Origin of the sequence: Pilimelia columellifera subsp. columellifera (genome assembly GCF_039532605.1) — a bacterium.
Classification (GTDB): domain Bacteria; phylum Actinomycetota; class Actinomycetes; order Mycobacteriales; family Micromonosporaceae; genus Pilimelia; species Pilimelia columellifera.
The window spans coordinates 554,329-578,097 of sequence record NZ_BAAARY010000001.1 but is presented as its reverse complement, the minus strand read 5'-3'; the positions used below and the strand labels follow the sequence as shown (position 1 = coordinate 578,097).

Sequence of the window (23,769 nt, the reverse complement as noted above, 5' to 3'; positions counted from 1 at the left end):
GCCCAATACATCTCCAAGGCCTTCGCCGCCGCCTGCGAGACCGCCGGAGTCCGCCAATCGATGAGCGCCGTGGGCAACTCGGCCGACAACGCCCTCACCGAGTCGTTTAACGCGACCTTCAAACGCGAAACCCCGCAAGGCCGACGCGCGTTCGCCGATCCCCCGGCTACGCTCGCAGCAGCCGCATAACCCCCGTGTTCAAGATCCGGGGCAAGCCCCCGCTCCGCCCCGGTGTCAATCTGTCATCGGCCCTGCGTTAAGTCACGGGATTGGGCACTGACTGCCAACCTGGCCGGCGCGAGCGCTCCCACAGCCGCGACTAGGAGCGCTGTCGCGCAGATCAACAGGTATTGCCCGCCGGGAAACGGCAGCCACAGCTCGGATGTCAACAGGTATCCGTAGGAAATCATCACCGCGGCGGCGATCACCGTGCCCTGCACTACGCCAGAGAGCGCGGCGAATCCGGCCTCGGCGCCGATCCAGCCCAACACGTGTCGCGTCTTGGCGCCGGCTAGGCGCGCCATCGCGAAGAGAGGAGCCTGACCGACCGACGAGCCGATGAGCGCGTTGATGGCCGCGATCCCGGCGTAGCCGGCCAGCATCGCGACGAACAGGTACACGATCCAGTTGTCGCCCGTGCTCTGCTGCGACATGGTGTCCAGATGGACCGAACGATTCTGCACGGCTGCACCCGGGATGTCGGCGAGTTTCTCGGACACCGTCTTCCTCGCTGCGGCGACCTCTACCCCGGGCCGCAATCGCAGGTAGACGGCGGTGTCGAACTGATCACGCAGGTGCGGTAGGAGTACGCGACGCGGCACGAGCATCCCGGCGAGCGTGTTGTCGCCGCGGTAGACGACGGCGACGGTCGCCTTCGCCGGAACGCCGTCAGGCAGCCGATAGTCGATCATTACGCCTGGCCGCCAACCACGCTCGGTGGCAGTGGCTTCCGAGACCGCCACCGCCTCGTTATCGAAGGACTTCCACGAGCCCGAGACCGTTGGGAGGTCCAGGACCTCCGAGATCGTACGCGGATTGACGCCCAGCGCCTCGACGTTGGGTGGGGCGCTGCCTTTGCTGGTGGCGTACACCCATGAGCTGACCGTGCCCGAGGCCGCCGCGACGTGCGGCACAGTGGCCACCCGTTGCTCGACCACGGACGGAACCCCGAGCATGTGCGGCCCGGCTACCACCAGCTCGGCCGCCAAGCGCTGCTCGTAGTTGCGCGATTTGCCGGCGAACGTCGCCCAATCCTGGAACAGGAGCACACACGCCACCGCAACCATCAACATCAGCGGCGTTGCAAGTCCGACCGCCCGCCGCCGGTCTGCGGCGATCGACCGGGCAGCCAGGAATCCGCCAGCGGTGCGTCCCAGCACCGGAGCGGCGAGGCGCAGTAACACGCCGACTGTCACCGGGCCCAACAAGGACGCTCCCAGAACCAGGAACGGCGCCGCCGTGAAGATCAGTGATGTGGCGATGGCCCCCTTGAGGGTGTTCACCGGCGACTGCAGCACCGCGCTGGTTACGAGAAGAAGGACCCCCACGGCGGCTGAGACGACGCCGAGCACGGTGCGTGCCGCGCCGAGACGGCGCGGCGGGGCGTAGACCGCGCGCAACGCCTCGCTCGGAGCCACTTGGGAAGCCCGCCAGGCCGGCAGGCTGCCGGCGACGATCGTGGTGAGCCCAGCGGCGGCCAGGCCGGCCAGAACCCCGCTGGGCACCCCGGCCAACGGCAGGCCCTCCGGCATGAGCCCGGCACCGGCGAACAGCCGTAGGCCTGCCGCCGCCAGCGCGACGCCGGCCAGAGCGCCCAGCAAACCGCCGACGATGCCCAGCAGGGCAGCCTCACCGAGAACCAGCCGGCGAACCCGGCCCGGTGAGGCCCCCACCGCGCGCAGCATGGCCAGCTCCCGCCGCCGCTGCGCCACCGACAGCGACAAGGTACTCGCGATCACGAACACGGTGATCAACAGCGCGCAAGCCGACATCGTTCCGATGAACTGACCCATGCCGCCGGCGAGGGCTTCCGTCTCCGTGGGTCCCAGCATCGTCGCGCCCTTGTCGGCGCCGGACAGCACCTCGACGCCTGGCACCGACGCGCGAATCCGCCGGGTCACGTCGGCCGCAGAGGCACCCGGGTCCAGCCGGACCAGGCCGACAGTCGGGGCACCGCCGAGCTCGGCCGCCGTGCTGTTATCGAAGAAGACCGCGTACGCGGACTCCTGGCCTGCTCGCGCCACAATCCCGGACAGGCGGTACTGGTGGACACCCGTTGCCGTGAGGACGTCGATCCGGTCGCCGACGCTCCGGCCGGCGGCCCGGGCGACCGCCTCGTCCACCGCTACCTCGTCCCGACCCTGTGGCGCCGCGCCGCTGGTCAGACGGACCGGATCGGCCACCGCAGTCGCCCAGGAGTGCCCCCAGGAGCGGACGGCGCCGTTCCCGACGTGCGTACCGTTATGCACGACGAATGCCGAGAAGCCGGCGTCCAATGCGAGGTCACCCACACCGGGGACCCCCGCGACAGCCACAAGTTGCGCCTCCGACAGCCGTGGCCTCTCATTGAGCGCCACCGCCAAGCCGGCCGACGTCTCGAGAGAGGCACCCACCCGGACCACAAGATCCGCGCCGTCCAGCCGCCACTGCCGTTGCGCCTGCGCCGCACCCCCCGCCTCGGCCGAGGCGCCGACCACCAACGCCGCCACCACCAACGCCGTGCCAACGACGACCGCCAGCAGGGAGGCGAGAGTGGCGACCCACCGCGAACGCAGGCTCCGCCACGCCATTAGGACCATGTCAACCCTCCAAGATGGCAAGCCGCTGCAGCACGGCTTCTGCGGTCGGTGAGGCCAGATGGGCGACAACAGCGCCGTCGCGCAGAAACACGACGCGGTGCGCATACGCGGCGGCGACGGGGTCGTGGGTCACCATCGCCACGGTCTGCCCAGTCTGCGCGACAGCGTTTCGCAGCAGGCGTAAGACCTCTGCGCCGGTACGGGAATCGAGATTGCCGGTCGGCTCGTCGGCGAAAACGATCGCCGGCCGGTGGGCCAGCGCACGCGCTACCGCCACCCTCTGCTGCTGGCCGCCGGATAGCTGTGCCGGCCGATGGTGCAGCCGATCGGTCAGGCCGAAGGCCGTGGTCAGGTGCGACAGCCAGGCGGGGTCGACGCGGGCGCCGCCCAGCCGTTCGGACAGCGTCAGATTCTCCAACGCGGTGAGCTGAGGAATCAGGTTGAACGACTGGAACACGAAGCCGAGTCGGTCCCTGCGTAGGTCGGTGAGCCTACCCGGGGACAGTCGACCGAGATCCACACCCTCGACCACCACCTGACCGCCTGTGGGATGGTCGAGACCGGCCATGCACTGCAGCAGTGTGGACTTCCCGGATCCCGACGGACCCATGATGGCGGTGAACTCGGCCGCCTGAAGCTGTATGTCTACATTGCACAGTGCGAGGACTTGCGACTCGCCCTCACCGTAGACCTTTCTGAGGCCGACGGTGTAAGCGATCGGCGCCGGGCGCAGCGCCTGTACAGGTGCGGAGCGGGGCTCCAGCGAACCGGCCATCGGACCCCATTTCGGCTGGCATGGATAGATACCCAATCCCATCAGACCGCCGCCACCTATGGCACTACCGAGAACGTTGCTGTCGGCGGTAACGCTAGGAGCGTGGGTCAGTAGCGGGCAGCGGGTTAGTTGATCATGAGTTCGGGTCCCCTAGCCGCGGCGGCCGATGGGGCGCATGGGCAGGGAGGGGTATCGATGCATGACGGCGAGCCCTCCCGATGCCTCGCGACCTCGTCGCCTGATTAGGTAAGGCTCGCCTGGCCTGCTAGCCTGCCGGCGCTCGCCCTTCACCTGATTGGGAGAACCATGATTCGCAAGCTCCTCGCGCCGGCGCGGCTCACCGCGTTGGCAGTGGCCGGCGTGGTAGCGCTCGCTGGCTGTGGCGGCGGCGGCGACACCACCGCGCCAGCCGCGACCGGCGAAACCCGCACCGTCACCGACGCGACCGGCGCGCAGGTCAAGGTTCCGGTCAAGCCGACCAACGTCGTGGCGCTCGCGGAGACCGACCTGGACGCCGCCATCGCTCTCGGCGTCACGCCGATCGGCGCTAGCAAGTCCCGCCAGGGCAACAGCATCGCCGGCTATCTGAAGGACAAGGCGCCTGGCGCGACCATCGTCGGCGAGATCATCAAGCCGAATGTCGAGGCTATCGCCGCGCTGAGCCCGAAACCGGACGTCATCCTGTACGGCCACTTCGTCAAGCCGGACCCCAAGCAGATCGCCGACCTCAACGCGATCGCCCCGACCGTGGTCACCAGCACCGTCGAGGACGACTGGAAGACCAGCCTTAAGGGCGTGGCCGAGGCGCTGAACCGCAACGACAAGGCGAACGAGGTCCTGGCCACGTATGACGCGAAGGTCGGCGAGGTCAAGACCGCGATCGCCAAGAACGCCAAGGCCGACGTCAGCCTCGTCCGGTGGAACCCGCAGGGCCCGTCCTACCTCCAGAAGCAGCACTTCGCCAGCACCATCGTCGCCGATCTGGGCCTCGGCCGGCCGGCGGGCCAACTCACCGAGGGCACCGGGCCTTCCGATCCGGTGAGCCTGGAGAAGCTGGACGTCCTCGACGCCGACTGGCTGTTCCTGGGCACCCTGAACAACGACGGGGCGGCGGCGCTGGCCCAGGCCGAGAAGAACCCGGTCTGGTCCAAGCTCAAGGTCGTCCAGGCCAAGAAGGTCGTCACTGTGGACGGCGTGCCGTGGACCTCCCGCGGCGGGCCCATCGCCGCCACCGTCGTGCTCGACGACATCAGCAAGGCCCTCGGCGCCTGACTGGCCTGGTCGACAGCGGTGACCAGCGCAACCTCGACGGCCGCGCCAGCGGCGGCCAACAGCGGCCAGCACGGCGCCGCCCGGATCGCCGGGCTGGCGCTGTGCCTGGCGCTGCTGGTCGTGCTCGCGTTGGCTAGCGTGGCCGTCGGGGCACGTTCGCTTCCGCTGTCGACCGTCCTGGACGCCCTGCTGGCCCCGGACGGCTCCTACGACGCCGCCGTGGTGGCGCGCCAGCGGGTCCCCCGGACGGTGCTCGCGATCGCCGTCGGCGCCGCGCTCGGCGTCGCGGGGGCGCTCATGCAGGCGCTGACCCGAAACCCGCTCGCCGACCCGGGCCTGCTCGGCGTCAACGGCGGGGCGGCTGCCGCGGTCGTCTCGGCGATCAGCTTTCTCGGTCTCACCAGTCCGCTGGAGTACATCTGGTTCGCCTTCGCTGGCGCCGGCGCGGCGGCGGTAATCGTCTACACGATCGGCGCCACCGGTCGGGCCACCGGCCCAGTGCGGCTGGCACTGGCCGGCACCGCTGTCAGCGCCGCCCTCATCGCCTACACCTGGGCCGTTCAGCTGGCTGATGACAAGGCGCTGGACCAGTTCCGGTTCTGGATCGTCGGCGGCCTGGCCGGCCGTGGCCTGGACGTTCTCGTTCCGATGGCGCCGTTCCTGGCCTTGGGGGTCCTTGCCGGCCTGGCGCTGGCCTGGCCGCTCAACGTCCTCGCCCTCGGCGACGACACCAGCCGGGCGCTGGGGCTACGGCTGGGCCACACCCGACTCGCCGCCGCCGGGGTCATCACCGTCCTCTGCGGCGCCGCCACCGCCGCGGCCGGCCCGTTCTCGTTCGTCGGCCTGGCCGTCCCGCACGCCGCCCGGGCGCTGGTCGGGCCGGACCAACGCTGGGTGCTCGCCTACTCGGCGCTGCTGGGGCCGTGCCTGGTCCTCGCCGCCGACGTCACCGGGCGGGTGCTGCTCGACCTCGGCGAGCTGGAGGCCGGACTCGTGACCGCGTTCGTCGGCGCGCCGCTGTTCATCGCGCTCATCCGCCGGCGCCGGATGGCGCAGCTGTGAACGCCGACGTCGTCCGAAGCCGGCAACGTCCGGCGGCGCCGGTGCGGCTGTTCGGGGAACGGATCTCGTTCCGGATCCGCTGGCGGCCGCTGGTGGTCGGCCTGCTCCTGCTCGTGCTGTGCCTGGCCGCGTTGGTCCTCGCGGCGTCTGTCGGCGACTATCGGGTGCCACTGGGTGACGCGGCGCGCGCGATCGTCGGCGAGGGCTCCCCGATGGCCGAGCTGTTCGTCACCCGGCGCCGGCTGCCCCGGGCGTTGACCGCGTTGGCGGTGGGCGCGGCCCTCGGAGTCGCCGGGGCGATCTTCCAGACGCTGACCCGAAACCCGCTCGGCAGCCCGGACATCATCGGCTTCGGGCAGGGCGCCGCCGCCGGCGCCGTGACGGTCCTGCTGGTCCTCGGCGGCGGGACCGCCGAGGCGACCGTTGGGGCGTTCCTCGGTGGGTTGACCACCGCGGCGGTGGTCTACCTGCTGGCGCTGCGGGGCGGGGCGCAAGGTTACCTGCTGGTGCTCGTCGGCATCGGAGTCAGCGCCATGCTGGTCGCCTACAACAATTTCCTGGTCAGCCGGGCTGAGCTGAGCGACGCCAAGCTGGCCACCATGTGGGTCGTCGGCAGCCTCTACGAGCGACGCTGGCCCGAGGCCGCGCTAATGGGGGCGGCGCTGGCGGTCCTGCTGCCGGCGGCGCTGGCGTTGCAGCGGACGCTGTCCATGCTGGAGGTGGGCGACGAACTGGCCGGCGGCCTCGGCGTCCGGGTGTCCCGGGTACGTCTGGCGGCCCTGGGGGTGGCGGTCGCGTTGACGGCGGTGGCCACCGCCTGCGCCGGGCCGGTGGCGTTCGTCGCGCTGGTCGCTCCCCAGGTGGCCCGCCGGCTGACCCGGTCCACCGGCCCCGGAATGCTGCCGGCGGCCGCTATGGGGGGTCTGCTGCTGCTGGTCGGCGACGTGGTCGCGCAGCGGCTCACCGCGCCCGTCGAGTTGCCCGTGGGCGTCGTGACCGGCGCCATCGGCGGGGTGTATCTGGCCTGGTTGCTGCTACGCGAGTGGCGCTCGGGCCGTGGCTGAGGAAAGGAGCGGATTAGTGAGTGAGCTGATGGACCAGCTGCGGGAGCAGATCGCGACGGCGCTGGGGGTGGCCGCCGATGAGATCGACGTCGACGATGACCTGCTCGATCACGGCCTGGACTCGGTCCGGGTGATGACGCTGGTCGAAGGGTGGCGGGCCCGGGGCGCCGAGATCAGCTTCGCCGACCTGGCCGAGGCGCCCACCATCCGCGGCTGGGCGTCGGCGCTCGAACGGGCGGGCCTGGTCAAGCGCTGAGCCGCGCGCCGTCGGCCGGCCTCGGACGCCATGGCACGTCGCGCCGAGGCACGGGCTGAACGGCAGAGCATGATCGAATCGCCCCATATCGAGCGTCTCTCCCTATACTCAGGCGCAAGGCATCGACGTACGCCACCGTATCGGTGCCCGTGCCGGCGCACGTCCTGCTACCGCCGCAGGCGGCCTGGCCCGTGCGTCACGGCTGCGTCAACGGGTAGGTGACGGAGAGAATGCCGGGATGGCCCGCAGGGGCCGGGCCGGCGGAGAGGCCAGGTGATGGGCCGACCGGGTAGCGCCAGCACGCTGCGCCGCCGCGCTGCGTCGGCCGCCCTCGCCGCGGCCACTGTGGTCGCCCTCGCCGGCTGCGGCGGCGCGGCCGACGACGGTCTGCCGACGATCAACCTGTACTACGCTCCCGAGGAGAACCTGGGCGCCGTCGTGGCGGCCTGCACCGCGCAGGCCGGCGGCCGGTACCGGATCGTCCACCGGGTGCTTCCGCGTGGAGCCGACGACCAGCGCGTGCAGATGGTGCGGCGGCTGGCCGCCGCCGACACCAGCATGGACATTCTGGGGCTCGACGTCACGTGGACTGCCGAGTTCGCCGGCGCCCGCTGGATCCGCCCGTGGGACGACGCTTCCGCGGCGGAGGCGCGCCGCGGCACCCTGGCTGGGCCGCTGGAGTCCGCGACGTACCGCGGCGCCCTCTACGCCGCGCCAAAGAACACCAACGTCCAGCTGCTCTGGTACCGCGCCGACCTGGTCACCAGCCCGCCGCGCACCTGGGACGAGATGATCGACACGGCCCTGCGTCTCAAGGCGCAGGGGCGTACCCACCGGGTGATCACGATGGGTGCGCAGTACGAGGGCCTGGTCGTGCTGTTCAACACCCTGGTCGCCAGCGCCGGCGGCCAACTCGTCCCGGACCCCGGCGCCCGGGTGGTCGTCGACGCCTCGGTCGAGCGGGCCGCGGACGCCCTGCGACGGCTGGCCACCGCCGGCGTGACCAGCCCGTCGTTCAGCAACGCCATGGAGGACGCGGCACGTCTGGAGTTCCAGTCCGGCGGCGGGGCGTTCCAGCTCAACTGGCCGTTCGTCTACCCGGCGATGAGAGAGGGAGCGCCAGAACTGGCGGCGAAGGTGCGCTGGGCGCGCTTCCCGGCGCTGGACCATAGCCGGCCCAGCCGGGTCACCATCGGCGGATACAACCTCGCGGTCAGCCGGTACAGCCGGCGCCCGGCCCAGGCGTTCGAGGCGGCGCTGTGTCTGCGCAGCGCCGCGCACCAGAAGCACTCGGCCATCAACGACGGCGTGCCGCCGACGATCGAGAGCGTCTACGCCGACCCGCAGATGGCCGAGGCGTACCCGATGCGCGATACGATCCTGGCCGAGCTGCGCGACGCGGCGAACCGACCGCTCACCCCGGCCTACCAGAACGTCTCCACCGTCCTGGCCGCCGCGCTCTCCCCGCCCTCGCGTATCGGCCCGGACACCGTCGAGGAGCTACGCGACGCCGTCCAGGCCGCCCTGGACTCCAAGGGGGTGCTGCCGTGAGCACGCGCCTGTCGCGGGGACGGCGGGACGAGCGCCGGCTGGGCTGGCTGCTCTGCGCGCCAGCCGCACTGGTCATGCTCGCCGTCACCGGCTATCCGATCGTCTACTCCTTCTGGCTGTCGTTGCAGCGCTTCGACCTGAAGTTCCCCGATCAGCGCCGCTTCGTCGGCCTGGACAACTATGCCGCCGTCCTCAGTAGCGACGCCTGGTGGACCGCGCTGAGCGTCACCGGGCTGATCACGGTGGTCACGGTCGCCGTCGAGCTGGTGCTCGGCATGGGACTGGCACTGGTCATGCACCGCACCCTGGTCGGCCGGGGCCTGGTCCGCACCGTGGCGCTGATCCCGTACGGGATCGTCACCGTCGTGGCCGCGTTCTCCTGGCGCTACGCCTGGACGCCGGGCACCGGCTACCTGGCCAACGCCTTCGCCAACGGGGACCCGCTGACCGAACGCGCCAGCGCCCTGGCGGTGATCATGCTGGCCGAGATCTGGAAGACCACACCGTTCATGGCGCTGCTGCTGATGGCGGGCCTGGCGCTGGTCTCCGAGGACCTGCTGCGCGCCGCCGCCACCGACGGAGCGACGGCGTGGCAGCGATTCACCCGGGTGACCCTGCCGGCGATGCGGCCGGCGATCCTGGTCGCGCTGCTCTTCCGCACCCTGGACGCGTTCCGCGTCTTCGACCACATCTATGTGCTGACGTCGGGGGCCAACCAGACCTCCTCCGTCTCGATGACCACCTACAACAACCTGATCAAGGGACTGAACCTCGGCATCGGATCCACGATGTCGGTCCTGATCTTCATCATGGTGGCGCTGGTCGCCCTCGTCTTCGTGAGGCTGTTCGGCGCCGCCGCCCCCAGCGGCGACGGGGAGGAGCGGCGCTGATGTCCGACACCGCGGCCCGCTGGCGCTGGGGTCTGCTCGACCTGGCCGTCCTGGTCTTCGCCCTGACGCCGGTGCTGTGGATCGCCTCCCTCTCGCTCAAGACCCCAACCACGCTCGGCGACGGCGCTTTCGTGCCACGCGAGTGGACCCTGGACAACTACCGGGCGATCTTCCGCACCGACCAGTTCGTCCAGGCGCTGGTCAACTCCATCGGGATCGCCCTGATCGCCACGCTCGTCGCGGTGGTGCTCGGGGCGCTGGCGGCGTACGCCGTCGCGCGGCTGGATTTCCCCGGGCGGCGGCTGCTGGTCGGCGTCTCCCTGTTGGTGGCGATGTTCCCGCAGGTGTCGCTGATCTCGCCGCTGTTCGACATCGAGCGCCGGCTCGGTCTGTTCGATACCTGGCCCGGGCTGATCCTGCCTTACATCACGTTCGCGCTGCCGCTGGCGATCTACACGCTGTCGGCGTTCTTCCGGCAGATCCCGTGGGACCTGGAGCGGGCCGCCACGATGGACGGCGCGACGCCTGGCCAGGCGTTCCGCCGCGTGATCGCTCCGCTGGCCGCGCCGGGTCTGGTCACCAGCGCTATCCTCGTCTTCATCTTCTGTTGGAACGATTTCCTGTTCGCGGTGTCGCTGACCTCGACGGAGCGCTCCCGGACGGTGCCGGTGGCCCTGTCGTTCTTCACCGGCGAATCGCAGTTCGAGGACCCCACCGGGGCGATCTCTGCGGCCGCCGTGGTGATCACCATTCCGATCATCGTGTTCGTGCTCGTGTTCCAGCGGCGGATCGTCGCGGGACTCACGTCCGGCGCGGTCAAGGGCTGAGGGGTAGCGATGGCCGACATCGTGCTGCGCAAAGTGTCCAAGATGTTCGGGGACGGCACGGCGGTCGTGCGCGATGTGGACCTGGAGATCGCCGACGGCGAGTTTGTGATCCTGGTCGGGCCGTCTGGCTGCGGCAAGTCGACCACGCTCAACATGGTCGCGGGGCTGGATGACATCACCTCCGGCGACCTGCTGATCGGCGGTGAGCGGGTGAACGAGCGCGCCCCCCGCGAGCGCGACATCGCGATGGTGTTCCAGTCCTACGCCCTCTACCCGCACCTGACGGTCGCCGAGAACATCGCCTTCCCGCTGCGCCTGGCCAGGCTCGACAAGCCGTCGGTCGCCGCGCGGGTCGCGGAGGTCGCCGCCCTGCTGGAGCTGGAGAGCCTGCTGGACCGCCGGCCGGCGAACCTCTCCGGCGGCCAGCGGCAGCGGGTGGCGATGGGCCGGGCCATCGTCCGCCGACCGCGCGCCTTCCTCATGGACGAGCCGCTGTCCAACCTCGACGCCAAACTTCGGGTGCAGATGCGGGCCGTGGTGTCCCGGCTTCAGCGTCGCCTGGGCACCACCACCGTCTACGTCACCCACGACCAGGTCGAGGCGATGACGCTCGGAGACCGGGTGGTGGTGATGCGATCCGGCGCCGTGCAACAGGTCGCCGCGCCGAGGGAGCTGTACGAGCGGCCGGTGAACCTCTTCGTCGCCGGCTTCATCGGATCGCCGGCGATGAACTTCCTGCCAGGGATGGCCGAGGAGGGCCGGGTGCGTTGCCCGCTGGGTGACCTGCCGATGTCCGCCCCGCTCGCCCGTGACTGGGACGCGGCGGGCCGGCCGGCCCGCGTCGTGGTGGGGCTGCGACCGGAGCACTTCGAGGACTCCCGGCTCGTCGATGACACGGCGCGTGCCCCAGGGGCAAAGTTCGAGGCCGAGGCGGAGATGGTCGAGTCCTTGGGCTCCGACACCTACGTCCATGTCGGCGTGGAAGGCGACCGGGTCGAGTCGGCGGAGCTGGCCGAACTGAACGCGGAGATCGGCGGCGCCGCTCTGGACTCCAATCGCAACCGCCTGGTCACCCGGCTCGGCGGCCAGTCCGCCGCCCGGGTCGGCGACCGGCTACGGATCTGGGTGGACGCCAGCCGGCTGTACCTGTTCCATCCGGACACCGGCGCCCGGCTGGGCGCCTGACCGTCGACCGGACGCCACTGACGCCACGAGGACCGCGGCTACAGATTCACGCTGCGGCTTTCGGCCGCTACCTGCCGTCCAGTTCCAGATACCGCTGCCCACCCGTGCTGCGGGCGTCGAGCACGGCGTCGATGACCGGAACGAGCCACGGCGGAACCAAGACCCTCGCAGCATCCGCGGTCACGAACCTCTTCGCGCCCAGCTCCGCGGGGTCGAGCCGGATGGCATCGATATCCGCACTGGTGAGCGTCGCGCCGTCGAAGACGAAGTAGAAATGCTGCCGATCAGGGAACGTCAGCCAGGCGCTGACCAGCAGGTCGCCGATCGGGAACCGGACCCCCAGCTCCTCATGCACCTCCCGTGCGCACGCCGACCGAGGCGTCTCGCCGGCGTCGATCGCGCCGCCGACCAGATTCCAATACGGCTTGTACACAGGGTCAACCAACAACAGGTGGCCGCGCTCATCAAAGAAGACCGCCCCGGAGGAGGCATGTGGTCGGGCGGCCGGCGGGCGAATCGTCACGGTGACGTCCTTTGCTCGCCGCGTAGGGCATCCAGAAGTGGATGGTCGACGACTCGTGGATCGCACGAGCGCGGCCCTGACCACACTCCATCATCCGCGAGACACGCTCTAGCGAACGGCGGGGTGGAACGCCCCGTCCCGTAGCAACGGCGCCACCTCGGAGACCCCCACCGCGGCCGCCGCTTCGACATCGAGCGGGTACCCGAGCTGGGCCAGTTCCCGACCCGAGACGCAGCCCCGGATCGCGGCCGACACGTCCGGCCGGGCCGCGAGCGTCGCCACAGTCATGGCGGCCTCCACGGAGAGTCCACCGGGCGAATCCACCAGACCGTCCAGGACCAGCGCGGCGCCCAGCAGGTCGGCGACGCATGGTCGCAGTCGACCATCCGGCCACTGCTCGCCGGCGGCGACCACGCCGACCGGGGCGTCCATGGCGCCGAAACCGTGCGAGCGGAGCCACCGCGCCACTGCCCCGGCGTTGCGGGCGCAGGCGGCCAGCACCGGCAGCCCGGTCGCGCTGGCGGTGGCGCAGATCGCCGATCCGTTCGGCGACGGCAGCACAAGGTTCTCCACGAACGGCGCGGTGGCCAGCGCGGCCGGGGACAACGTCCACGGGTGCTCCGCGTCGCCGGCGCCGCGGCCGACAGCGACCGCCGCGCCCACGCGACGCCCATATTCGTGGGCCTGAGCCCCCCAGGGGAACGGGTGCACCCGGATTCCGCGGCTGACGGCGATGTCCACCGCCGTGGTGAACGACAGGACATCGACCACCACCAGCGCCCGACAGCCCTTGGAGAGCGCCGCGGCGCCGGCGACGCCCCAGTCGAAGCGGACGCCGGCGCCATCCTGGCCGTAGGTGGGGTCAGCCGCGCGCGTCGCCATCCTGGTCCGTCCCGCCAGGCGCCGAGGGGGCGTCAGCGGACTGGACCGGCTCCGGCTCGGCGGGCTCGCCGTCGGCGCCGGTCGCGGGCTCGGCGTCGGTCGTGGTCTCCGCCGCCTTCGGCGAAGGCGCGGCCACGGCGCCGGCGTCGTCGGCCTCGGCGCCGGCGTCGGTCGCGGCGGCGCCGAACAGGCGTGGCAGCGTCGCCGTGTGAGCCTCGCGCAGCTCGTCCATGCTCACCGAGAACAGGTCACGGAAGGACAGGGACCTGCTCGCCGAATCGACGACGCCGAGAGCCGACCACGGTACGCCCTGCTCGTCGCAGAGCGCGGCGAAGGCCTTCTCGTGGCCGCGCGGCACCGCCACCACCGCCCGGGCAGTGGACTCGGAGAACAGCTGGACGAACGGGTCAAGGCCCTCCGGCAGCGCGATCTGGGCGCCGAAACCACGCCGCAGGCACGACTCGACCAACGCCTGGGCGAGGCCGCCGTCGGACAGGTCGTGGGCGGTGCTCACCAGCCCTGACCTCGCCGCCTGTCCCATGAGCGTGGCCAGCGCCCGCTCAGCCGCCAGGTCGACCTTCGGCGGCTGGCCGCCGAGGTGCTGGTGGGTCACCCAGGCCCACTCCGAGCCAGACAGCTCAGTGCGGGTCTCGCCGAGCAGCATGATGACGTCGCCATCCGAGCCGAAGCCCATCGGAACCCGGGCGTTGACGTCCTCGACCAGGCCGAGCACGCCGACCACCGGCGTCGGGTGGATGGCGACCGAGCCGGTCTGGTTGTAGAACGACACGTTGCCGCCGGTGACCGGGATTCCCAGCTCCTGGCAGCCGTCGGCGAGACCGCGTACCGCCTCGGCGAACTGCCACATGACGCCCGGGTCCTCCGGCGAGCCGAAGTTCAGGCAGTTCGTCACCGCGATGGGGGTGCCGCCGGCGACGGCCACGTTCCGGTACGACTCGGCCAGCGCCAGCTTCGCCCCGTTGTACGGATCGAGGCGCGCGTACCGGCCGTTGCCGTCCAGCGAGATGGCGACGCCGACGCCGGACTCCTCGTCGATGCGGATGACACCGGCGTCCTCTGGTTGGGCGAGCACGGTGTTGCCCAGGACGTAGCGGTCGTACTGCTCGGTGACCCAGGACTTGTCGCACAGGTTCGGCGACCCGATCATCGTCAGCAGGGTCTGCCGCAGCTCGCCCGGGGTGGCCGGACGGGGCAGGGTCTCGGCGCGGTCCGCCTGGAGCAGGATGAGGTCCGAGGGCTCGCGCATCGGCCGGGCGTACACCGGGCCGTCGTCGGCCAGGGACCCGGGGGGAGCGTCCACAACGATCTGCCCACGCCAAGTGATGATCAGCCGGCCGGACTTGGCATCGGGGTCCGGTTCGGTGACAACGCCGATCGCGGTGGCGAGCACGCCCCACTTGTCGGCGATCGCCAATACCGCGTCGAGCTTGGCCGGCTCGATGATGAGCAGCATCCGCTCCTGGGATTCGCTGGCCAGGATCTCGTGCGGCTCCATTGACGCCTCGCGCAGCGGAACCTTCTCCAGCTCCACCCGCATGCCGGTGCCGGCGGCGGCCGCCGTTTCGGTCAGCGCGCAGGTCAGGCCGGCGCCGCCGAGATCCTGGATGCCGGTGACCAGACCCGCGTCGTAGATCTCCAGACAGGACTCGATGAGCAGCTTCTCGATGAACGGGTCACCGACCTGCACCGACGGGCGACGCTGCTCGCTCTCCTCGTCGAAGGTGGCGCTGGCGAGCACCGAGACGCCGCCGATACCGTCGCGGCCGGTCTTGGCGCCCATGAGGATGACGACGTTGCCGACGCCCGCGGCAGCCTTGTTCTGCAGTCGCGACACCGGCAGCACGCCGATCGACAACGCGTTCACCAACGGGTTGCCCTGGTAGCAGGGGTCGAAGACGACCTCGCCGCCGATGTTGGGCAGACCGAGGCAGTTGCCGTAGCCGCCGATGCCGGCGACGACGCCAGGAAAGACGCGCGCGGTGTCGGGGTGGTCGGCCGCGCCGAAGCGCAGCGGGTCCATCACCGCGACCGGACGGGCGCCCATGGCGAGGATGTCGCGGACGATGCCGCCGACGCCGGTCGCCGCGCCCTGGTACGGCTCGACGAAGCTCGGGTGGTTGTGCGACTCGACCTTGAAGGTGACCGCCAACTCGTCGGTGATCCGCACGACGCCGGCGTTCTCGCCGATGCCGGCGAGCATCCGGTCGCTCTTGGGGGCCTTCTCCCCGAACTGGCGCAGGTGCACCTTGCTCGACTTGTAGGAGCAGTGCTCGCTCCACATGATCGAGTACATGGCCAGCTCGGCCTGGGTGGGACGACGGCCCAGGATCTCCCGGATCCGCTCGTACTCGTCGTCCTGGAGGCCCAACTCGGCGTACGGCTGCGATTCCTCGGGGGTGCCGGCGGCGCGCTCGACCGTGTCCACATCGGCTGGCTCAGCATCGATGGCCACGTCGGCGAAGCCACCCGCGGCGGGCTGTTCGACGGCCGGGGGCTGGTCGACGGCCGGTCCCTCGACCACCACCGGCGGCGCCGGCTGCGGGGTTGCGGGTTCGGTGGTCATGCGGAGACTCCCGAGGCGTTGGCGCCGGCTGGCAGGGCGGCCGTGCCGGCGAGATGCGTGAGGACCGAGGTGAAGAAGCCCAGCCCGTCCAGCGACGGACCGGTCAACGCCTCCACGGCGTGCTCCGGGTGCGGCATGATGCCGACGACGTTGCCCGCCTCGTTGGCGATCGCGGCGATGTCGCGCTGCGAGCCGTTCGGATTGCCCTGCAGGTAGCGGGCGACGACCCGGCCGGTCGCCTCCAACTCGTCGAGGGTGCGCTCGTCAGCGACGTAGCAGCCCTCGCCGTTCTTTACCGGAATGAGGATCTCCTGGCCGGGCTCGAAGCCGTTGGTGAACGCCGTCGCGGTCGACTCGATCCGCAGCATCTGGTCCCGGTTACGGAAATGCAGGTGCTGGTTGCGGGTCAGCGCGCCGGGCAACAGGTGCGCCTCGCACAGAATCTGGAAGCCGTTGCAGATGCCGAGGACCGGCAGGCCGCCCCGGGCGGCGTCCGCCAAGGTCTGCATGACCGGGGCAAACCGGGCGATCGCGCCGCAGCGCAGGTAGTCGCCGTACGAGAACCCACCAGGCAGGACGACCGCGTCGACGCCGTGCAGGTCGGCGTCCGCGTGCCACAGGCGCACCGCTTCCGCGCCGGCCAACCGGACGGCCCGGGCGGCGTCGCCGTCGTCGAGCGAACCGGGGAAGGTGACTACACCGACGCGCGCGCTCACGTGCCCAGACCAGCTTCCTGAACCGAGACCTCGAAGTCCTCGATGACAGGGTTGGCGAGCAGCTTGTCGGCGATCTCGCGGGCCTTCTCCAGGTCGACGTCCCCATCGAACTCGATCTCGACGTGCCGGCCGATCCGCACCGAGGCGACCCCGGCGATGCCCAGCCGCGGCAGGGCGTTGGCCACGGCCTGACCCTGCGGGTCGAGGATCTCGGGCTTGAGCATGACGTCAACGACGACGCGAGCCACTGGCGGTACTCCTGACTACGTCCTGCGCGGTGCGCGTTGCCGGCGCACGGCGTCTGATCCCCGCGCCGCGCCGGTCCGGCGTGTTGGTCCTGCGTAACTGCGGGTTGGGCGCTGATTGAACCGGGCCCAGCCTACCCGGACGGGCGAGTTCTGCACCGGCAGGGTGACTGCCCTGGTCAGGACGTGAACGCCGTCACCACGGTGATCACCGCGAGCGTTGCGCACACCCCGGCGGCCACGTACCGGACAATGGCCAGCCGCACCCTGGCGAGCAGCACCCGGCCGAACAACACCGCCAGGCCGGAGATGGTCGCCAGCGCCGCCCAGGCCCCGAAGAACACCGGCACGGCGGGCTGACCCTTGGCCACGAGACCGGCGACCAGGAACTGCGACAGATCGCCCCACTCAGCGGTGAACAGGACGACGAAACTGGCCGCCGCGGCCCGCCACCCTTTCGCGCCGCCGGCGACCTTGGCCGAGAACTCGGCCTCCTGCTCAGCCTCCTCCGCGTCGGCGCTCCTGGCCCCACGCGCCAGCACGACAGCCCCGACCAGGAACAGCGCGGCGGCGGCCAGCGACACCGGCAACTGCGGCAGCTTGCCGAGCCAGTGGCCGGCAGTGACGGCGATGAGGCACTGGACGCCGAACGCGGCGACGACGCCGAGCCAGACCGGCAGGGGCGGATAGCGGGTGCTGAGCACGAGGGTGGCGACGAAGGTCTTGTCCGGCAGCTCCACCGGCAGAATCAGCACGAATGCCGTCAACGCGATGAGAACGGCGTCCATCACAGCTCCTTCGCCACGGCGCCCGCCACCGGACCGCCACTCCCCACGGCTACAGCGCTACCCCCCCAACGGCTACAGGATCGGCGCCGGCGCGTACATCGACGCCACCGGATTGGCGTCGACGACCTCGCCGACCCGCCGCAGCACCGACTCGATCTGCGATGCCGCCGCACCGATGAACGCCGTCCGGCTGACCACCAGCAGGTCGATGTCGGCGCGGGTCAGCCGCAACCGTTCGTCGGCGGCGAGGCGGTCGAGGAGGTCGTTCTCGGTAGCGCCCTTCTCCCGCATCGCCAGCGCGACCGCCACCGCGTGCTCCTTGATGGCCTCGTGGGCGACCTCGCGGCCGACGCCACGACGCGTCGCGCCGACCAGAATCTTCGTGGTGGCCAGGAAAGGCAGGAACCGGTCGAGCTCGCGGGCGATGACCGCCGGGTAGGCGCCGAACTCGTCGAGCACGGTGAGGAAGGTCTGGAAGAGGCCGTCCAACGCGAAGAAGGCGTCCGGCAGGGCGACCCGGCGGACCACCGAGCACGACACGTCGCCCTCGTTCCATTGGTCGCCGGCCAGCTCGCCGACCATCGACAGATAGCCCCGGATGATCACGGCAAAACCGTTGATCCGCTCCGACGAACGGGTGTTCATCTTGTGCGGCATCGCCGACGAGCCGACCTGGCCCTTCCTGAAGCCCTCGGTGGCCAGCTCCTGGCCGACCATGAGCCGGATCGTCGTAGCCAACGAGGACGGACCGGCGGCGGCCTGGGCGAGGGCCGCGACCACGTCGAAGTCCAGCGAGCGCGGGTACACCTGCCCGACGCTGTCGAGGACCCGTTTGAAGCCCAGGTGCTCGGCGACCCGCTGCTCCAGCGTCCGGATCTTCTCCTCGTCGCCGTCGAAGAGGTCGAGCTGGTCGGCGGCGGTGCCGACCGGGCCCTTGATGCCGCGCAGCGGGTAGCGGTCGATGAGGTCCGTTATCCGCTCATGGGCGATGAGCATCTCCTCGGCGGCGGAGGCGAACCGCTTACCGAGGGTGGTCGCCTGGGCGGCGACGTTGTGCGAGCGCCCGGTCATGACCAGATCCGAGTACTCGGCGGCGCGGGCCCCGAGGCGGGCCATCGCGGCGATCATGCGGTCGCGGACGAGTTCCAGCGACGCGCGGATCTGGAGCTGCTCGACGTTCTCGGTGAGGTCACGGGACGTCATTCCCTTGTGGATGTGCTCGTGGCCGGCGAGGGCGCTGAACTCCTCGATCCGGGCTTTCACGTCGTGGCGGGTGACCCGCTCGCGGGCGGCGATGGAGTTGAGGTCGACGTTGTCGAGCACCCGCTCGTACGCCTCGACGACCCCGTCCGGCAGCGGAACTCCCAGGTCACGTTGGGCGCGTAGGACGGCAAGCCAGAGGCGGCGCTCCGTCCGGACCTTCTCCTCCGGCGACCACAGAGCGACCAGGTCGGCCGAGGCGTAGCGGGCGGCGAGCACGTTGGGCATGGCTGGCTTGGTCACGCCCGACATCCTTGCACGGCTCCGACGACCCCTGGACGCGCGCCGGGAGGCGCCGGTGAACGCAACAACCACAGCCACCATCACTCTAAGTAATTGATCGTCCCAAAAACCGACAATAGCGGGAAAAGGCTCTATAGCGGCCGCGGCGTCGGTACCGTTCGGACATGTTGGTCGCTACCACGGACAGCCTTCCCGGTTACGAGATCTGCGAGGTCCTCGGCGAGGTGATCGGCATCACCGCGCGCTCCAACAACCCGTTCGCGGAGGGCATCAAGTCGCTTCACGGCGGAACGAACCCCAAGATGTTCGAGTCGCTCACCCGGTGGCGGGAGGAGGCGGTCGAGCGGATGGCCCAGAACGCCCGCCACCGCGGCGCCAACGCCGTCGTCGGGATGCGCTTCGACCACCGCGACCTCACCGCGGCCTGGATCGAGATCTGCGCCTACGGGACGGCAGTAGTGGTCGCGGTCAAGCCGTCAGGCGCGCACGCGGCCCCTGTCGCCGCCGCGGGCTGAGCCGGCACGGGAGCGGTCAACGCTGGACCATCTCGGTCAGCGCGGGGTTGACAGCAGCGCGGTGACGCCCTGCCCGCCGGCGGCGCAGATCGAGATGAGACCCCGGCCCGGCTTGTCGAGCCGGGACAGCAGCTTCGCGAGCGTCGCGACGATCCGGCCGCCGGTGGCGGCGAACGGGTGTCCGGCGGCCAGCGACGAACCGTGGACGTTCAGCCGGTCCCGGACGATCCGCCCCAACGGCGCGTCCAGGCCCAGCTTCTCCTTGCAGAACTCCGGCGACTCCCACGCGGCCAAGGTCGCCAACACCTGCGAGGCGAACGCCTCGTGCAGCTCGTAGTAGTCGAAGTCGGCCAACGCCAGGCCATTGCGCGCCAGCAGCCGCGGGACCGCGTACACCGGGGCCATGAGCAGGCCCTCGGCGCCGTGAACGAAGTCAACCGCCGCAGTCTCAGCGTCGTCCAGGTAGGCCAGGACCGGCAGGCTGTGGGCGGCCGCCCACTCCGGCGAGGCCAACAGGACGACAGCAGCCCCGTCGGTGAGCGGCGAGGAGTTTCCGGCCGTCATCGTGGCCTCGGCGGCGTGCGGGCCCCGGGCGCCGAACACCGGACGCAGCGCGGCCAGCTTCTCCGGCGACGTGTCGGCGCGCAGGTTCTGGTCGCGCGCCAGGCCCAGGTACGGGGTGACGAGGTCGTCGAAGAAGCCCGCGTCGTAGGCGGCGGCGAGCCGCTGGTGCGAGGCGAGCGCCAGCGCGTCCTGGGCCTCACGGCTGATCGACCAGCGCCGGGCGGTGTCGGCGGCGTGCTCGCCCATCGACAGGCCGGTCCGCGGCTCAGCATTGCGCGGCGCCTCGGGCCGGAACGGCTGGGTGGGTCGTAGCCGGGTCGCCGCGCGCAGCCGGTCGCCGATCGAGCGGGCGGCGTTGATCTCCAGCAGGGTGCGCCGCATGTCCTCGTTGAGCGCGAGCGGGGCGTCCGATGTCGTGTCGACGCCGCCGGCGATGCCGACCTCGATCTGCCCGAGGGCGATCTTGTTCGCGACACCGATCGCCGCCTCAAGACCGGTGCCGCACGCCTGCTGTAGGTCGTAGGCGGGGGTCGCCGGGTCCAGCCTGGACCCGAGGACGCACTCGCGGGTGAGGTTGTAGTCCCTGCTGTGTTTGAGGACCGCGCCCGCGACGACCTCCCCCAGGCGCTGGCCGGCGAGCCCGTAGCGGGCGATGAGCCCGTCCAGGGCGGCGGTGAGCATGTCCTGGTTGGACGCGGCGGCGTACCGCCCGTTGGACCGGGCGAACGGGATGCGGTTGCCGCCGATGATGGCGACGCGGCGGGCGGAGCGCGGCACGGGGCCCCCTTCGGTACGACGTTACGTCTCCACGACGGCTGAGCGCCGTTGGAGGGAAGGGGCGTAGCGGAGCCCCGTTCGGGGACAAGTCTCCCCGGTGTTAAGCCTTGCCTGGACCTTACCCACCAGTAGGCTACCTGTATGAGCGACCGGTACGCGACCTTCGCGAACTCCGGCCCCGGACGGGCGCTCGTCAAGCGTCTGGGGCTTCCCGACCCGCCCCGGCTGCGTCGGCACACGCCGGGCGACGAGCTGCTCCCCGGTCCGGCCCACCTCGGCGCCGCCCCCGGCGGCCGCCTCGTCGAGCCCCTGCGTGAGTTGTTGCGGGCCACGGACGTCACCCTGTTCGGCCCCGACGACACCCATCCCGGCGCCGGCGCGCTGATCTTCGACGCCACCGGCATCACCGACTCCGCCGGGCTCCGGGCCTTGTACGACTTCTTCCACCCACGGGCCAGGTCGCTGACCCCCAGCGGCCGGGTGATCGTGTTCGGCACACCGTTCGCGGCGTGCGGAACGCCCCGGGAAGCCGCCGCTCAACGGGCGCTGGAAGGTTTCGTCCGCAGCGTCGGCAAGGAGTTCGGCCGGGGCAGCACCGCCCAGCTCGTGCTCGTCGCGCCCGGCGGGGAACGGGCGGCCGAGTCCACGCTCCGGTTCCTGCTGTCGGGACGGTCCGCCTACGTTTCCGGCCAGGTCGTCACCGTCGGAGCCGGCGAGGCGACGCCGACGGCCGACTGGGACCGCCCCCTGGACGGCCGGGTCGCCCTGGTCACCGGCGCCGCCCGGGGGATCGGCGCCAGCATCGCCGCGGTGCTGGCCCGCGACGGCGCCCACGTCGTCGCCCTCGACGTGCCCGCGGCCGGCCAGGCGCTGGCGACCGTCGCCAACTCCGTCGCCGGCACAGCGCTCCAGCTGGACCTGACCGCGGCCGACTCCCCGGACCGGCTCGTCGAGCACTTCACCGGTAGGCACGGGCGGGTCGACATCGTCGTTCACAACGCCGGCATCACCCGGGACAAGACGCTGGGACGGATGGACGAACACGCCTGGGACACCGTCATCGACGTCAACCTCAGCAGCGCGGAACGGATCAACTCAGCGCTGCTCAAGGGCGGTCTCCTGCCGCACGGCGGCCGGATCGTCGGGGTCAGCTCGATCTCCGGGATCGCCGGCAACCGCGGCCAGACCAACTACGCCACCAGCAAGGCCGGCGTCATCGGCCTGGTGCGGGCCACCGCGCCGACGCTGGCCGACCTGGGGGTGACCGTCAACGCCGTCGCGCCCGGGTTCATCGAAACCGAGATGACGGCGACTGTGCCGGTCATGCTGCGCGAGGCCGGCCGCCGGCTCACCAGCCTCTCCCAGGGCGGCCTGCCGGTCGACGTCGCCGAGACCGTCGCCTGGTTGGCGGCGCCCGGATCGTCCGGGGTCACCGGGAACGTCATCCGGGTCTGCGGACAGGCGTTGATGGGAGCGTGATGATCATCGAGCTGGATGAGATGCCGGCGCTCGGGTCGATCTACCGCCGGGCGGTCACCCGGGCCCTGCCGCTGCCGGTGGGCCGCGGCGGGCTCGGCTGGGGCGCCGGCGAACGCGACCGCCCCGACAAATTGCCCGACACCATTCTCAGCCTGGGTGGCGTCGCCGTCGACCGGGCCCGGCTCGCCGCCTACGACCGGGTGTGCGGCTTCGGGCTCACCGACCACCTGCCCGCCACGTATCCGCATGTGCTCGCGTTTCCACTGGCGATGCGGCTGATGTCCGACGACGACTTCCCCATGCCGATGATCGGGCTGGTGCACCTGGGCAACCGGATCGACGTTCTACGCCCCGTCGACGCCGCCGAGCCGCTGGAGCTGCGGGTGTGGGCCGACGGCCTGCGACCGCACGACCGGGGCCGACAGTTCGACGTGCACGCCGAGGCTCTTGTCAGCGGGGAGCCCGTATGGCGGGGCCGCTCCACCTACCTGCGTCGCGAACGGTCCCGCCCGCCGACGGGCGGGGTCCCCGAGGCGACGCCCCACCGGGAGGCCGGCGGCGCCGGCGGCGACCCCCAACCGCCCCGTCCCCCGACGCCGAGCGCCCAGTGGCGGCTCACGCCCCGGATCGGCGTGGACTACGCCGACGTCTCCGGCGACCGCAACCCCATCCACACCTCGCTGGTCGGCGCCCGGCTGTTCGGCTTCGCCCGACCGATCGCCCACGGCATGTGGACCGCCGCCCGCAGCCTCAGCGCCCTAGGCGCGGGCCGGCTGCCCGATCGGTTCCGCTACGACGTCACCTTCACGGCGCCCGTGCTGCTGCCCGGCGCCGCCGCGTTCGTCGCGGAGACCGCCGGCGACGGGTGGCGCCTGGTGGTCTTCGATCCGGCCACCGGGCGCCCCTACCTGCGGGGCGCTGTGACCACGCCGTCCGAGGCCCGATGACGACCGCAGTACCGTGGCAGCCGACGCATTCGGGAGAGGGCACAGCTCAATGACGGAATTCGACGCGGCGACCCTGAACAAACTGGACCCCCAGCAGTTCGCGCGGCTGATCAAGGACACCCCGGATTCCCGGATCAGGGAGGTGATGGCTGGCGACGGCCGCAAGACCATCCTCGACGGGATCTTCAGCCGGCTGCCGGCCTTGTTCCGTGCCGACAGGGCCGGCGACACCGAGGCCGTCATCCACTGGGTCCTCACCGGCCGCCCCGACGGCGGGGCGGACGTGTACGAGGTCGCCATCAGTGGTGGAAGGTGCGTCTCCAGCAGCACGCCCACCACCGACAGTCCACGGCTGACCCTGACCATGGCGCCCACCGACTTCCTCAAAGTCATCACCAGGGCCGGCAACCCGATGATGATGTTCATGACCGGGAAGGTGAAGGCCAAGGGCGACCTGGGCCTGGCCGCCCACGCGGCGAGCCTGTTCGACATGCCCAAGGCATGACCGGCGGCGGGGCGGCCACCGTCTGGTGTGGCCGCCCCGCCGCCGGTCGCAACCGCGCCGT

The 23,769-nt window shown here is 71.1% G+C and carries 22 protein-coding genes and 1 pseudogene; 13 read left to right on the top strand and 10 right to left on the bottom strand.

Annotated features, from left to right (window positions below):
* Positions 1–6 precede the first annotated feature (6 nt).
* Positions 7–159 (top strand): annotated as a pseudogene (locus tag ABD287_RS02705) (IS3-like element ISTesp3 family transposase); the annotation flags it as partial.
* Positions 160–242: 83 nt separating this feature from the next.
* Here the strand turns inward: ABD287_RS02705 and ABD287_RS02700 are convergent.
* The gene (locus ABD287_RS02700) at positions 243–2,798 is read right to left on the bottom strand and encodes an ABC transporter permease (protein ID WP_344167537.1); all 2,556 of its coding nucleotides are present in this window, start codon (positions 2,796–2,798) and stop codon (positions 243–245) included.
* Between the two features lies 1 nt (position 2,799).
* Positions 2,800–3,615: an ABC transporter ATP-binding protein gene (locus tag ABD287_RS02695; RefSeq protein ID WP_344167534.1), complete on the bottom strand. Its 816-nt coding sequence runs from the start codon at positions 3,613–3,615 to the stop codon at positions 2,800–2,802.
* Positions 3,616–3,879: 264 nt separating this feature from the next.
* Here ABD287_RS02695 and ABD287_RS02690 point away from each other — a divergent pair, with 264 nt between their 5' ends.
* From ABD287_RS02690 to ABD287_RS02655, 8 genes are all read left to right on the top strand, one after another.
* On the top strand, positions 3,880–4,845 hold the full coding sequence (locus tag ABD287_RS02690; protein ID WP_344167531.1) for an ABC transporter substrate-binding protein: 966 nt from the start codon (positions 3,880–3,882) through the stop codon (positions 4,843–4,845).
* A gap of 105 nt (positions 4,846–4,950) precedes the next feature.
* Positions 4,951–5,907, top strand: a complete 957-nt coding sequence (locus tag ABD287_RS02685) for a FecCD family ABC transporter permease (RefSeq protein ID WP_425565484.1) — start codon at positions 4,951–4,953, stop codon at positions 5,905–5,907.
* A gap of 41 nt (positions 5,908–5,948) precedes the next feature.
* Positions 5,949–6,971 (top strand): FecCD family ABC transporter permease, encoded by a 1,023-nt coding sequence (locus ABD287_RS02680; RefSeq protein WP_425565483.1) that lies wholly within the window; start codon positions 5,949–5,951, stop codon positions 6,969–6,971.
* Between the two features lie 16 nt (positions 6,972–6,987).
* A complete protein-coding gene (locus ABD287_RS02675) occupies positions 6,988–7,227 on the top strand; it encodes a phosphopantetheine-binding protein (protein ID WP_344167522.1) in 240 nt (79 codons plus the stop codon).
* Between the two features lie 276 nt (positions 7,228–7,503).
* The gene (locus tag ABD287_RS02670) at positions 7,504–8,778 is read left to right on the top strand and encodes an ABC transporter substrate-binding protein (RefSeq protein ID WP_344167519.1); all 1,275 of its coding nucleotides are present in this window, start codon (positions 7,504–7,506) and stop codon (positions 8,776–8,778) included.
* A complete protein-coding gene (locus tag ABD287_RS02665) occupies positions 8,775–9,668 on the top strand; it encodes a carbohydrate ABC transporter permease (RefSeq protein WP_344167516.1) in 894 nt (297 codons plus the stop codon). Before ABD287_RS02670 ends, ABD287_RS02665 begins: the two co-directional genes overlap by 4 nt.
* Complete coding sequence (locus ABD287_RS02660; protein ID WP_344167513.1) at positions 9,668–10,495, top strand: carbohydrate ABC transporter permease; 828 nt, start codon at positions 9,668–9,670, stop codon at positions 10,493–10,495. The genes ABD287_RS02665 and ABD287_RS02660 overlap by 1 nt, the downstream gene beginning before the upstream one ends.
* A gap of 9 nt (positions 10,496–10,504) precedes the next feature.
* The gene (locus ABD287_RS02655; protein ID WP_344167510.1) at positions 10,505–11,680 is read left to right on the top strand and encodes an ABC transporter ATP-binding protein; all 1,176 of its coding nucleotides are present in this window, start codon (positions 10,505–10,507) and stop codon (positions 11,678–11,680) included.
* Between the two features lie 67 nt (positions 11,681–11,747).
* Here the strand turns inward: ABD287_RS02655 and ABD287_RS02650 are convergent, their stop codons facing one another.
* The 7 genes from ABD287_RS02650 to purB all read right to left on the bottom strand — a co-directional run bounded on the left by ABD287_RS02650 (position 11,748) and on the right by purB (position 18,906).
* Complete coding sequence (locus ABD287_RS02650; protein ID WP_344167507.1) at positions 11,748–12,203, bottom strand: NUDIX domain-containing protein; 456 nt, start codon at positions 12,201–12,203, stop codon at positions 11,748–11,750.
* A gap of 108 nt (positions 12,204–12,311) precedes the next feature.
* Positions 12,312–13,085: a 2-phosphosulfolactate phosphatase gene (locus ABD287_RS02645; protein ID WP_344167504.1), complete on the bottom strand. Its 774-nt coding sequence runs from the start codon at positions 13,083–13,085 to the stop codon at positions 12,312–12,314.
* Positions 13,066–15,630 carry a phosphoribosylformylglycinamidine synthase subunit PurL gene (gene purL, locus ABD287_RS02640; RefSeq protein WP_425565481.1) on the bottom strand — a complete coding sequence of 855 codons (2,565 nt, stop codon included), beginning with the start codon at positions 15,628–15,630 and terminating at the stop codon, positions 13,066–13,068. The genes ABD287_RS02645 and purL overlap by 20 nt, the downstream gene beginning before the upstream one ends.
* Positions 15,631–15,665: 35 nt before the next feature.
* Positions 15,666–16,385: a phosphoribosylformylglycinamidine synthase subunit PurQ gene (gene purQ, locus ABD287_RS02635; RefSeq protein WP_344167498.1), complete on the bottom strand. Its 720-nt coding sequence runs from the start codon at positions 16,383–16,385 to the stop codon at positions 15,666–15,668.
* On the bottom strand, positions 16,382–16,633 hold the full coding sequence (gene purS / locus ABD287_RS02630) for a phosphoribosylformylglycinamidine synthase subunit PurS (RefSeq protein ID WP_344167495.1): 252 nt from the start codon (positions 16,631–16,633) through the stop codon (positions 16,382–16,384). Before purS ends, purQ begins: the two co-directional genes overlap by 4 nt.
* Positions 16,634–16,809: 176 nt before the next feature.
* Positions 16,810–17,418 (bottom strand): TMEM165/GDT1 family protein, encoded by a 609-nt coding sequence (locus tag ABD287_RS02625; protein WP_344167492.1) that lies wholly within the window; start codon positions 17,416–17,418, stop codon positions 16,810–16,812.
* A gap of 72 nt (positions 17,419–17,490) precedes the next feature.
* The gene (gene purB / locus ABD287_RS02620) at positions 17,491–18,906 is read right to left on the bottom strand and encodes an adenylosuccinate lyase (RefSeq protein ID WP_425565480.1); all 1,416 of its coding nucleotides are present in this window, start codon (positions 18,904–18,906) and stop codon (positions 17,491–17,493) included.
* 179 nt (positions 18,907–19,085) lie between these two features.
* Here purB and ABD287_RS02615 point away from each other — a divergent pair, with 179 nt between their 5' ends.
* Complete coding sequence (locus tag ABD287_RS02615; protein WP_344167486.1) at positions 19,086–19,436, top strand: YbjQ family protein; 351 nt, start codon at positions 19,086–19,088, stop codon at positions 19,434–19,436.
* Positions 19,437–19,472: 36 nt separating this feature from the next.
* Here the strand turns inward: ABD287_RS02615 and ABD287_RS02610 are convergent, their stop codons facing one another.
* A complete protein-coding gene (locus ABD287_RS02610; RefSeq protein ID WP_344167483.1) occupies positions 19,473–20,777 on the bottom strand; it encodes an acetyl-CoA C-acetyltransferase in 1,305 nt (434 codons plus the stop codon).
* 141 nt (positions 20,778–20,918) lie between these two features.
* On the opposite strand from ABD287_RS02610, the gene ABD287_RS02605 reads away from it, so the two are divergent.
* From ABD287_RS02605 to ABD287_RS02595, 3 genes are read left to right on the top strand one after another with little or no spacing between them, the layout of a single operon-like run.
* The gene (locus tag ABD287_RS02605; protein ID WP_344167480.1) at positions 20,919–22,256 is read left to right on the top strand and encodes a 3-oxoacyl-ACP reductase; all 1,338 of its coding nucleotides are present in this window, start codon (positions 20,919–20,921) and stop codon (positions 22,254–22,256) included.
* Positions 22,256–23,203: a MaoC/PaaZ C-terminal domain-containing protein gene (locus ABD287_RS02600; protein ID WP_344167477.1), complete on the top strand. Its 948-nt coding sequence runs from the start codon at positions 22,256–22,258 to the stop codon at positions 23,201–23,203. The genes ABD287_RS02605 and ABD287_RS02600 overlap by 1 nt, the downstream gene beginning before the upstream one ends.
* Positions 23,204–23,252: 49 nt before the next feature.
* Positions 23,253–23,708, top strand: coding sequence for an SCP2 sterol-binding domain-containing protein (locus ABD287_RS02595; RefSeq protein WP_344167474.1), 456 nt, complete (start codon positions 23,253–23,255; stop codon positions 23,706–23,708).
* Positions 23,709–23,769: the final 61 nt, after the last annotated feature.